The 11,244-nt window shown below is 70.4% G+C and carries 9 protein-coding genes; 4 read left to right on the top strand and 5 right to left on the bottom strand.

The genetic code is table 11. The features are described from left to right. Window positions 1–207: 207 nt before the first annotated feature. The 3 genes from BST14_RS26290 (at window position 208) to BST14_RS26280 (ending at window position 3,687) form a co-directional block, all read left to right on the top strand. A complete protein-coding gene (locus BST14_RS26290; protein WP_083067231.1) occupies window positions 208–1,014 on the top strand; it encodes an MBL fold metallo-hydrolase in 807 nt (268 codons plus the stop codon). A 208-nt stretch (window positions 1,015–1,222) separates the two neighbouring features. Beyond that, window positions 1,223–2,368: a PPE family protein gene (locus BST14_RS26285; protein ID WP_083067230.1), complete on the top strand. Its 1,146-nt coding sequence runs from the start codon at window positions 1,223–1,225 to the stop codon at window positions 2,366–2,368. Between the two features lie 170 nt (window positions 2,369–2,538). Further along, on the top strand, window positions 2,539–3,687 hold the full coding sequence (locus BST14_RS26280; RefSeq protein ID WP_083067229.1) for a PPE family protein: 1,149 nt from the start codon (window positions 2,539–2,541) through the stop codon (window positions 3,685–3,687). Here the strand turns inward: BST14_RS26280 and BST14_RS26275 are convergent. From BST14_RS26275 to BST14_RS26265, 3 genes are all read right to left on the bottom strand, one after another. Next, the gene (locus BST14_RS26275; RefSeq protein ID WP_083067228.1) at window positions 3,618–4,277 is read right to left on the bottom strand and encodes a DUF5994 family protein; all 660 of its coding nucleotides are present in this window, start codon (window positions 4,275–4,277) and stop codon (window positions 3,618–3,620) included. The genes BST14_RS26280 and BST14_RS26275 overlap by 70 nt on opposite strands. 130 nt (window positions 4,278–4,407) lie before the next feature. Then, on the bottom strand, window positions 4,408–4,632 hold the full coding sequence (locus tag BST14_RS26270) for a hypothetical protein (protein ID WP_083067227.1): 225 nt from the start codon (window positions 4,630–4,632) through the stop codon (window positions 4,408–4,410). An 82-nt stretch (window positions 4,633–4,714) separates the two neighbouring features. Continuing rightward, window positions 4,715–5,080 carry a DUF732 domain-containing protein gene (locus tag BST14_RS26265; RefSeq protein WP_083067226.1) on the bottom strand — a complete coding sequence of 122 codons (366 nt, stop codon included), beginning with the start codon at window positions 5,078–5,080 and terminating at the stop codon, window positions 4,715–4,717. Between the two features lie 191 nt (window positions 5,081–5,271). Here BST14_RS26265 and BST14_RS26260 point away from each other — a divergent pair, with 191 nt between their 5' ends. Then, window positions 5,272–6,189: an extracellular catalytic domain type 1 short-chain-length polyhydroxyalkanoate depolymerase gene (locus BST14_RS26260; RefSeq protein ID WP_083067225.1), complete on the top strand. Its 918-nt coding sequence runs from the start codon at window positions 5,272–5,274 to the stop codon at window positions 6,187–6,189. Window positions 6,190–6,284: 95 nt separating this feature from the next. On the opposite strand, the gene nei2 is transcribed toward BST14_RS26260, so the two are convergent. Further along, the gene (nei2, locus tag BST14_RS26255; RefSeq protein ID WP_083067224.1) at window positions 6,285–7,040 is read right to left on the bottom strand and encodes an endonuclease VIII Nei2; all 756 of its coding nucleotides are present in this window, start codon (window positions 7,038–7,040) and stop codon (window positions 6,285–6,287) included. Window position 7,041: 1 nt separating this feature from the next. Then, the coding region (locus tag BST14_RS26250) for an ATP-dependent helicase (protein ID WP_083067223.1) at window positions 7,042–11,244 on the bottom strand (4,203 nt) is incomplete at its 5' end.

Here is an 11,244-nt window from a genome sequence, read left to right as displayed (position 1 = left end):
GCGATGATGCCCACCCGCCGCCGCACCCGCGCCCAAGACCGCGCCGCGCGCATCGCCACCGAACGCCGGCACAACCGCCACGCCCGCCAAGCGAAGCGCCGAGAACGCGAGGCCGCCTACTTCGGCTGCGCGCCACCACCCGACAGCGACGACGATCCACCGCCCTTCTAGCTGCATGGCCGGCGCGGGACCGGGTAGCCCGCGGCTATGGACATCACCGTCACGTATGTCGGCAACGCCACAACCCTCATTTCTGCGGGTGGGCTGACGCTGCTGACCGATCCGAACTTCCTGCATCGGGGGCAACGCGCCTATCTCGGCCACGGGCTGGTGTCCAAGCGGCTCAAGGAGCCGGCGTTACGCATTGAAGAGCTCCCGCCGATCGACGCGATCGTGCTGTCGCACATGCACGGCGATCACTGGGACCGGGTGTCGCAGCGGGGCCTCGACCATGGGCTGCCCGTCGTCACCACCCCGCACGCCGCTCAACGGCTGCACCGGCGCGGCTTCGCCCAGGCGCGCGGCCTGCGGACGTGGCAACGGCACACCATGACAAAAGGCGGCACCACCCTGACCCTCACGTCGCTGCCCGGGCGTCACGCGCCCGGATGGAGCCGGCGGCTGCTCCCGCCGGTGATGGGCACCATGGTGGAGTTCGCCCCCGACGATGGCGCGCCCCAGCGCCGGCTCTACATCTCCGGCGATACCCTGCTGATCGAGGAGCTCAAGGAGATCCCCACGCGGCTCCACCCGATCGACGCGGGCATGCTGCACCTCGCCGGCACCCGACTGCCGGCCGGCGCGCGGCTTCGGTTCGGGCTGACCGTAACGATGGACGGCCGCCAGGGCGCCGAACTCGTCGCGATGCTGGCCCTGCCCAAGGCCATCCCGGTGCACTTCGACGATTACGGCGTCTTCGCGTCGCCACTGGCCGACTTCGCCCGGGAGATGCAGCGCCGCGGCCTGGGGGACCGGATCGTCGCGGTGAACCGCGGCGCCTCGGTGACCGTGTAAGAGCACGGCCGTTTTCGAGTGGTGCGCCTGGCCGGCGGATGTCAAATCGCTCTCAACTTTAGGTATAGGGTGTCTTAGCGCCCGGCAGTCGGATTGGGAGGTACCGACCGCAGGTGACAGGCTTCGACGTGCAGAGTTTCAGGGTTCTTCGTGGCCTGGTAAACGCAAGTTTGCTGAGGCGTTCTCAGCGTGGGCATTGTGAGACGTGATGGATCTTTTTGCACCCCCCGAGGTGACCTCGACGCTCATCCACACCGGGCCGGGCGCCGGCTCGTTGACCGAGGCCGCCGGCGCGTGGCAACGTGTGGCCGTCGAGCTGGAGAATGCCGTCTCCACCTATGCTTCGACGCTGTCGTCGCTCATCGAGTCCTGGGACGGGCCGTCGGCGATGGCGATGCTGCAGTCCGTCCAGCCATATTTGCTCTGGCTGCGCGAGACCGCGCAGCAATCCGCACAGATGGCCACCTCGGCCGAGGCCGCCGCGTCGGCGTTCACCGCCGCTCGCGCCTCGATAGTGCCTCCGGCGGTGGTCACCGCCAACCGGACGCGACTGGCGCAGCTGCTGGCCACCAATCGGTTCGGCACCAACACGGCCGCCATCGCCGAGACCGAGAACGAATACCAGACCATGTGGGCGAACAACTCGGCGGCGATGAGCCGCTACCAGGCGTCGTCCTCGCAGGCCACGACGCAGCTGTCGAAGTTCAATTCGCCCCTGTCGGCCACCGACCCGAGCGGAACGGGCAGGCAGCAGGCCGCGGTGATGCAGGCCGATGCTTCGGGCACCGGCAACACCGGAAACTCGGTTTCCTCGTTGCTCTCGTCGACCGGCATCCTCGGCAGCGACGGCGACCCCAACAGCGGGTGGTTCGGCTACTGGAGCACCTGGGGCAACCAGTTCGTCTCGTCCGGCTTCCCCGTCAACATGCTGAGCTACCTGGCGCAGAACTCGTCGGCCACCGCGCTGCAGAGCGTGGGCGGCGACATCGGCGCCGGCCTGTCCGAGGGACTGGGCGCGGCCACCGCGAACCTGTCCAGCGCCGTCAAGGGCATCGGCGCGGGAATGGCGCCGACGGGCGCGATGGGCGTGGGCGTGTCGCTGGGCAAGCTGACCGCGCCGCCCGCCGTGGTGGGGCTGTTGCCGGGCACCCAGACCGGGGTGCAACTCGCGTCCGCGGCCTCGCCGCTGCCCGCGACGGAATCCGGGTTGCCGCTGATGCCGATGATGGTGCCGCCGACGACGGCCTCGGCGGGCACCGGCTGGCGAAAACGTAAACAGCAGAAGTACGAGGATGTTGCCCTCGGCCAGGAGGTAAAAGGCAACGTGATGCCTCGTAACCCATCGGCGGGATGACCTAGACGATGGCGCCCTACGACTGCGGACGCCGTACCCCGCCACCAGGCAGGTCAACGGCGACCAGCAGCAGGACGCCACGGCGTTCCGCCGTCACTCACTCTGCGATTACCGGACGGGCCGACGCACCGCGTTCGCCCCAGCCACGTTCTTCCCCAAGGTAAAGATTCATGGATTTCGGGATACTGCCGCCGGAGATTACTTCGGCGCTGATCCACTCTGGCCCCGGTGCGTGGTCATGGATCGAAGCCGCCGCCGTCTGGCAGGAGCTCAGTGTCGAGCTCGAGCAATCCGCCAGCAGCTACACCGCGGAGTTGTCGGAGCTGATGACGACGTGGCACGGCCCGTCCGCCCTGGCGATGGCCCAGGCGCTCGAACCCTATCTCGACTGGTTGCGCGTCACCGCCCAGCAGTGCCAGCAGATCGCCACCTCGGTGCAAACCATGACCACCGCCTTCGAGTTGACGCACTGGACGGTGGTGCATCCCTCGCTGGTCGCCGCGAACCGGGCCCGGTTGGCAATGCTGTTGGCCACCAACTTCTTCGGGATCAACTATCCGGCCATCGCCGAAACCGAGGCCGAATACCAGGCCATGTGGGTAAGCAACTCGGCTGCGATGATCCGCTACGCCGCCACCTCGGCGAGCGCGGTCCGACCGCCGACCTTCACACCGCCGCCGCCGGTTGCCAACCCGTCGGGCGTGACCACACAAGCCGGGTTGATGCCCGCCACGACGACGACCAATTCCGGGATCATGACGGCTGCCAACATCTCCGGGGCGAGTGAAAACCTCGCCGCCTCCAGTGTCTTCGGATTGGACCCGGACTCCGGTTGGTTCCAATACTTCAGCACCTGGGGAAACCAGTTCATCGCCGGCGGTTTCCCGATCAACCTGCTGAGCTACCTCGCCCAGCTCAACGCCGCCCAAAGCCTGCAGGGCGGCGTGGCCGCGGACATGTTCGGCGGCCTGTCCGAAGCGGCCGCCGATTTGTCGGCGGCGGACGCGGGCCTGGTCGGCGCCGTCGGATCGTCGCTGGTGCCCCACGCGACGCTGGGCATCGGCATCTCGCTCGGCAACCTGACCATGCCGCCCGCGACGGTGGGCATGCTGGGGTCTTCGGCGCCCGTGCAGCTGGTATCGGCGGCGTCCCCGTTGCCCGCGGGGCCCGGCCAGACGCCCATGCTCCCGATGGCCCCGGTGCGCCCGACTCGCGGCTCGGCGAGCGGCCGGGGGCGCAAGGGACGCGACTACGACGATATCGAGTACGGCGCCGAGCTTCCGGGCACCGTGATGCACAGGCCGCCGTCGGCCGGATAGCGCTGGCCGCGCGACTCCATCATGCGGTCGCGGACGATGTGCTCGACCAGGATGGGGACGAAGGTCTGCACCGGTGCGTTGATGAATCGTTGCGCCGTCTCGTCGCACCAGCGCCTGATCTGAGCGGTGCGTCGTTCGTCGCCGAGCCCCTCGTGACGGGCCAGCTTCTCGGCCACGTCGGCCACCGATCGGCCGACCGCGCCCGGGACGCGCGGCGAGATTGCGGCGCGGGCGGGCGCGCGCACCGCGTCGAGTGCCCGACGGGCGGCGTGCTCTTCGGTGCCCGGCCGGATGACATGCAGGGTGATGTGGCGGCCGTTCTCGCCCATCACGATCACACTGGCCGGCTCGTCGCTGGTAAAGCCCAGCAATTCAATTGTGTGGCCGTCGATTTGCGCCAGCGCCGGCGTGTTGTGCCAGCCGTTGCGGCGATAGCCCACCATGACGATCCGCCCCAGTCGGTCGGACAGCGACGCCGCCAGGTCCGGCAGCTCGTCGACCAGGTTTGTCGACCGCGGCCACCAGGCGCCGTCGATGTGCTCGGACACAGCGCGATAAGGCTTGAGTTGCAACCGGTTTGATCGCTCCATTGGACCAGACCAGCACGGCTAGTCGGCGACCGCGGCGCGGGCGAGTGGCTGACGGGTTTACCGATCATGAACAACGGGCCCGGTGTGGCGCGGCGGCAAGGCGCAGGACGGCTTCGAGTTCGACGCCGGGCTACCGCACCACGGGGGGATCCGAAATGCCTTGCTGGATACCCTGATCCATCGTGTCCCGCAGGGTTTGGCTGCCCGGCGGATCAGAATCCGTGCAGGCGCAACTGAGATGGCTGAAGGGATTAGGGTCGGTGCCGGCCGACGCCGTGGTCCCGCCGGAAGCGCCGAGCGCGACCGCAATGGGTACCACGATGCCCGCCACACCGACCAAAAGTTTCGGAATCATTTTGGCCTTGAGCGCTTCGTCGTTTGGATAAGTGAAATCTTATCCGCGGTTGTGTCACGAGCCGGTCAACCGGCGGTAAATTTCAGGATCCGGAAGAAGCGGCTGAAACCGCGTACTTGGGGCAATACGCCTTGATGCTGACCCCGACGAAATAGCCGGCGTGGTAGCTGTCCAGCGTGCTGCTGGACAGCACGTTGTTGGCGACCTGTTCCGGTGTCTGGCCCATGTCGAGTTCGTGGCACACGGTGTGCCCGGAGTTGACGGCGGCGTCGGCCGACTCGTAATTGATGCCCTTGGCTTTCAGCGCGGCCAAAAACGCGTCATCGGCAGACGTGGCATTTGCGGTCGCGGATGCGGCCAGCACGCCGAGCAGCCAGGCCACCGGCGCGACTCCGATCGACAGGAGCGAGCGCGGCCGGACGGGCTTGCCTATCTGGGTGGTCGTCATTTCTGATACTCCCGTGGAACATGAGTGCCGTCGCTTGCTGAAGGCGGAGCTAGTTCGAATGCTCGCACGTCGCGGTGCCACCCCACGCCGTATCGCCGATAATGCGGTGTGTGCCACACAAGGGTTTGCTCGCGCGTCGGACGCGCGTAACCCGCGAGCCCGCGCCGGCGCGGCGCCGGTGATCTGACGAGATGGCACACGCGCGGTGGCTGTGGCTCGCTGTGGTCGCGATATGCGTGGTCGCCTGCGGCGTGCGGCACGTGTCGGCGGCTAGCGCAAGAGACATTCCGGGCACCTTTCGATCCGGCGGCATGGACCGAACCTACATGTTGCACGTGCCGGCGGGCGAACCCGTCGGACTGGTGCTCAGCTTGCACGGCGGCGGCGGCAGCGGCCTCTCGCAGCGCGGCCTGACGGGCTTCGACACCGTTGCTGACGCCCACAACCTGCTCGTGGTCTATCCCGACGGTTACGAGAAGAGCTGGGCCGACGGGCGTGGCGCCTCGCCCGCCGATCGACGCCACATCAACGATGTGGCGTTTCTGGTCGGGCTGGTGACCAAGCTGCAGCACGACTACGGCGTCGCGCCCGGGCACGTGTTCGTCACCGGGATGTCCAACGGGGGCTTCATGAGCAACCGGCTGGCATGCGATCGGGCCGACGTCTTCGCCGCGGTCGCGCCGGTGGCGGGCACCCTGGGCGTCGGGGTGGCCTGCCACCCCTCCCAGCCGGTGTCGGTCTGGGAAGCCCACGGCACCGCCGACCCGCTGGTGCCCTTCAAGGGCGGGGCGGTGCGCGGGCGCGGCGGGCTGAGCCACTCCATCTCGGCGGACACCATGGTGGACAAGTGGCGCTCGGCCGACGGCTGCCGGAGTGTTCCGGCCAGGGAGGCGCTGCCCGATGTCCGCGATGGCACCGTCGTGCACCGCTACGTGTACACCGAGTGCGCGGCCAACACCGAGGTGGTGTTCCTTCGGATCGACCGCGGCGGGCACACCTGGCCGGGCGGCAGGCAGTATCTGCCGGCGGCCGTCATCGGCCCCACCACCCGTGCGCTGGACGGGTCCGAGGCCATCGCCCAGTTCTTCCTCGCACACGCCCGCGATTAGCGGCGATCGCAAGCGCGGCGAAGCCGGGCGCCGGGGGTACCTCCCGCTTGCGGGGGACGGGTCGCCGCCATCGATTAGCGGCGATCGCAAGCGCGTCAGCGCTGGCAGGATGGACACCAGTAGGTCACCCGTTCTGTCGCGTCGTCGAACTTGATCGGGGTGCCGCAGCGGCGGCAAGGCTGACCCGATCGCCCGTACACCCATAGCCGGCGTCCCGGCCGGGTGTCGCCGGTGGTGCACCGGTTCCAGCGGAAGCGGTTGAGCCACAACATGTCCCGCGCGCGCGAGACCAGCCGCAGGGGATCGGCGATGTCTCGCACCGGGGCGGTGGGCAGATGCCCGGTGAGGAAACACAATTCGTTGCTGTAGACGTTGCCGACCCCGGCCAGCACCCGTTGGTCCAACAGCGTCTCAAAGATCGGCCGGTCCGGGTCGGCCGTGAGGTTGGTCGCGGCGAGTGCGGGGTCCCAATCCTCGCCCAGCAGATCGGGCCCCAGGTGCGCGACCGCGTCGCCGTCCCGGTCGCGCTCCAGGACCTCCAGCACGCCCAGGTCGACGCCGACCGCCTGGGCGGTGTCGGTCTTCAGGATGATGCGCGCCCGGTGGTCGACGCGCAGCCGGCGGTTGCCGACCCGCCAGCTGCCGTCCATTTTCAAATGTGAGTGGATGCTGGCCCGCCCCACCCGGATAAACAAATGCTTCCCGCGGCTGAACACCTCGTCGACCACTTGCCCGGTGAGATCGACGGTGGCGAACCGCGGCACGCGGACGTCGCAGCGGGTCAGCGTGCCGCCGACCAGGTGCTCGCGCAGCACGGCGGCGGTGTGCCAGACGGTGTCACCCTCGGGCATGTCAGCGCAGCCGCATTCCGCGCGGCGTGCGGGCGAATCCGGCGTCGGACAGGGCGTCGGCCGGGCCGGGCCCGTCCGCGCGGGGCTGCAGCGACGGCACCCCGTCGATGCGTTCGACCAGGATCAACGCGACGCGCCGGGAGGCGACCAGGTCGGCCAGCGCGGTGGCGGCGGCGTGATGGGCGGCCGGGTCGTCGGTGAAGGTGAGCAGGGACCGCCCGCCGCGCTCGAGGAACCAGGCCAGCTCGCCGTCGACCAGCACCACCAGCGCGCCGGCCTTGCGGCCCGGGCGCGCGCCCGGCCCAGTCCCGTCGCCGCGGGCCGCCGGCCACGGCAGCGCGGCGCCGTAGGGGTTGGCCGGGTCCGCGGCGGCCAGCGCGACCGCCCGGTACTCCGGCCGTTCCGGGTCGACCCCGTCGGAGTAGGCGCGCAGCCGGTCGACGGTCGACGCGACGGCGAACTGCGCCCCGCCCAGCGACTCGATGAAGTAGCCGCGCTGGCACCGGCCCGCGTCCTCGAAGGTGCTCAGCACCTTGTACAGCGTGGCGAACCCGCCGGGCACGCCCTCGGCGCCCACCGCGCCCCGGGTCAGCACGCCGTGGCGGCCCAGCAGGAGTTCGGCCTGGTAGTGGGCGCGCAGCGTGGAGTCCGGTTCCGGCGCCGGCAGGGTGGACCACCGGCCGGCCACGGTCGGGTCGGCGGGCCGCGAGTGCGGATGCGCGACGCTGTAGCGGCTCAGCCGCGGCGGCCGGTGCGACCGGTGTGCGGGCGCCGAGCGCTTGCGGGTTCCGGTGCCACCTAGTAGGGCGCGCACCGGGGCGAACGTGTCGCCGGTGATCCAGCCGGCCCAGATCAGTTCCCACAGCGCGGCTTTGAGCGCGGCCTCGCCGAACCCGCTCTGCGTGAGCTGGCGGAAGAAGTAGGCGCCGCCCGGGGCCAGCGTGTCCAGGACGGCGCGGTGGGCGTCGCTTAACTCGATGTCGGCCGGCCCAGCCAGCGTCAGCGGCGCGGATTCGCTGGGGTGCAGCGCGATCCAGCCGTCACCGCTCGAAATCGACCCGGCCCCCGACCAGGTGACCTCGCCGGTGGCGAGCAGCTCGTCGAGCAGCGCGGGGGAGTAGTCGCGGACCCGGGGGGCCAGCACCAGCGGCTCGATCGCCGAGGCGGGCATCCGCACACCGGCCAGCTGATCGATCACCGACATCAGGCCGTCCAGCCCGGAATAGCCCGGGGCGCGCGATGATTCGGCCGCGCCCACGCGATGCCAGGCCGGCAGGAACCGCCCGTAGGCGGCGGTGCTGACCGGCTCGACCTGGGCCCGCAGCGCCGCCAGCGACCGTCGCCGCAGGATGCGCAGCACGTCGGCGTCACACCACTGTTCGCCCCCGGCCACGGTCGCCCCGTCTGCCCCGGGCGCGGCGACGAAGTCGCCGCGCACCAGCCGGCCGTCACCGGCCAGTCGGCCCAGGATGTCGGCGGTCACCCGCAGCCCGAGCCCGAACCGGGCGGCGGCCTCGGCGGTGGTGAACGGGGTGTGGGTGCGCGCGTAGCGGCCCAGCAGTTCGCCCAGCGGGTCGGCCACCTCCTCGGTGAAGGCGGCCGGCACGCCGAGGGGAACCGCGATGCCGATGCCGTCGCGCAGCCGCCCGATGTCCTCGATCGCCACCCACCAGCTGCGGCCGGCGAACGACACCGTCAGCGCGCGCCGGGCCGCGCGCAGCCCCTGCAGCCAGCCGGCGACGTTCTTGCCGTCGGCGACGTCGGTGCGGGCGGCCACCTCGTCCTCGGTCAGCGGGCCCAGCAGCCGCAGCAGGTCCGCCACCGCCTCGGCGTCGCGGGCGGCCCGGTCCGGCGCAAGGTGCTGGAGCTGGCGTCCGGTGGCGGCGATGACCTCGGGATCGAGCAGGTCGCGCAGCTCGACCCGGCCCAGCAGCTCGGCCAGCAGCGCGCTGTCCAGCGAGAGCGCGGCGGCGCGGCGCTCGGCCAGCGGGCTGTCGCCCTCGTACATGAACGCGCCGACGTAGCCGAACAGCAGTGACGCCGCGAACGGCGACGGCCGTTGCGTCTCGACCTCGAGCACCCGCACCCGCCGCTGGGCGATGCCGGTCATCAGCTGGGTCAGGGCCGGAACGTCGTAGACGTCCTGCAAGCATTCGCGGATCGTCTCGAGCACCATCGGGAAGTCGGGGTATTTGCGGGCCACCTCCAGCAACTGGGCGGCGCGCTGGCGCTGTTGCCACAGCGGTGACCGGCGGCCGGGATGCCGGCGCGGCAACAGCAGGGCGCGGGCCGCGCACTCGCGGAACCGCGAGGCGAACAGGGCCGAACCGCCCACCTCGGCGGTCACGATCGGGTCGATCTCCTCGGCGTCGAAGACGAAAAGGTCGGCCCCGGGCGGGGTTTCACCGGTATCCGACAGCGTGTCGGGCAGCCGCACTACGACGCCGTCGTCGGACGCGGTGGGCTTCTCGTCGATGCCATACCGCTCGCGCAGTCGGCGGGCCACGGCCAGCGCCAGCGGTCCGTTCACGCCCAGCCCGTACGGCGAGTGCAGGATCACCCGCCAGTCGCCCAGCTCGTCGCGGAACCGCTCGACCAGCAGCGTGGTGTCGGTGGGCACCACCCCGGCGGCGCCGCGCTGCTCCTCGAGCAGTCCCCACAGGTTGTCGATCGCGTAGGCGTCGAAACCCAGTTCGGCGCAGCGGGTTTCGAACGCCGCGCGCTTCAGGCCGGCCAGCTCGCCGGTGAACGCGCCGAGCGCGGCACCCAGCTCGGCCGGGCGGCCCAGGCCGTCGCCGCGCCAGAACGGCAGCCGGGCGGGCTGGCCCGGCGCCGGGATCACCAGCACCCGGTCGTGGGTGATCTCGGTGATCCGCCAGCTGGTGGCGCCCAGCGAGATGACATCGCCGGGACGCGACTCGTAGACCATCTCCTCTTCGAGTTCGCCTACCCGCGAGGGGTTTTCGGATTCGGACGCCAGGTACACGGTGAACAGCCCGCGATCGGGGATGGCGCCGCCGGACGTCACGGCCAGCCGCTGCGCGCCGGGACGGGCGGTCAGCGTGCCGGTGTCGCGGTCGTAGACCAATCGCGGTCGCAGCTCGGCGAATTCGGTGGACGGGTACTTGCCGCTCAACAGGTCCAGGGTGGCCTCGTACACGCTGCGCGGCAGCGTCGCGAACGGGGCGGCCCGCCGCACGGTGTCGAACCATTGATCGGCGTCCAGCGGTTCCAGCGCGGCCGCCGCCACGGTCTGCTGCGCCAGGATGTCGAGCGGATTGGCGGGCACCCGCATGGTTTCGATCTGGCCGGTGAGCATGCGCTGCACGCTGACCGCGCAGCCGATCAGGTCGGTGCGGTGCTTGGGGAACAGCACACCCTGCGAGATTTCGCCTACCTGGTGGCCGGCCCGGCCGATGCGCTGCAGGCCGCTGGCCACCGACGGCGGCGCCTCCACCTGGATCACCAGATCGACCGCGCCCATGTCGATGCCCAGCTCCAGGCTGGAGGTGGCCACCACCGCCTTGAGCAGCCCGCGCTTGAGGTCCTCTTCGACCAAGGCGCGTTGTTCCTTGCTGACCGAACCGTGATGGGCGCGCGCCAATATCGGGTCGGCGCCGTAGGTTTGGCCACTGCCCATGATGTGCGCCGGCGCGCCGCCGGCCACCTTCGGGTTGGCGTCCGTCGTCAATTCGACACCGCTGCGCTCGGCGTGAATCTCGTTGAGGCGGGCGGTAAGTCGCTCGGCCAGCCGCCGCGAGTTGGCGAAGACGATCGTCGAATTGTGCGATTCGATCAGGTCGACCAGGCGGTTCTCCACATCGGGCCAAATGGTGTTGTTGGCCAGGTTGGCCATGTCGGGCACCGGCACCTGCACGCTGAGCTCGACCGTCTTGGCCGACGGCGGGGCCACGATGGTCGTCGGCGCCTGGCCGGACAGGAACCGGGCGAGTTCGGAGGGCGGGCGGACCGTGGCCGACAACCCGATGCGCTGGGCGGGTTTACCCTCACGCAGCGCATCGAGGCGCTCCAGCGACACCGCCAGGTGCGCGCCGCGCTTACCGGCGGCGATCGCGTGGATCTCGTCGACGATCACGGTCGCGACGCCGGCCAGCGTCTCGCGGGCGGCCGAGGTGAGCATCAAGAACAGCGACTCGGGCGTGGTGATCAGCACGTCGGGCGGGCGGTTGATCAGTTGGCGGCG

It is taken from the genome of Mycobacterium arosiense ATCC BAA-1401 = DSM 45069, from assembly GCF_002086125.1.
Lineage (GTDB): Bacteria > Actinomycetota > Actinomycetes > Mycobacteriales > Mycobacteriaceae > Mycobacterium > Mycobacterium arosiense.
Note: the sequence above shows the minus strand (reverse complement) of the source record. Positions and strands in the feature narration are given on the sequence as shown.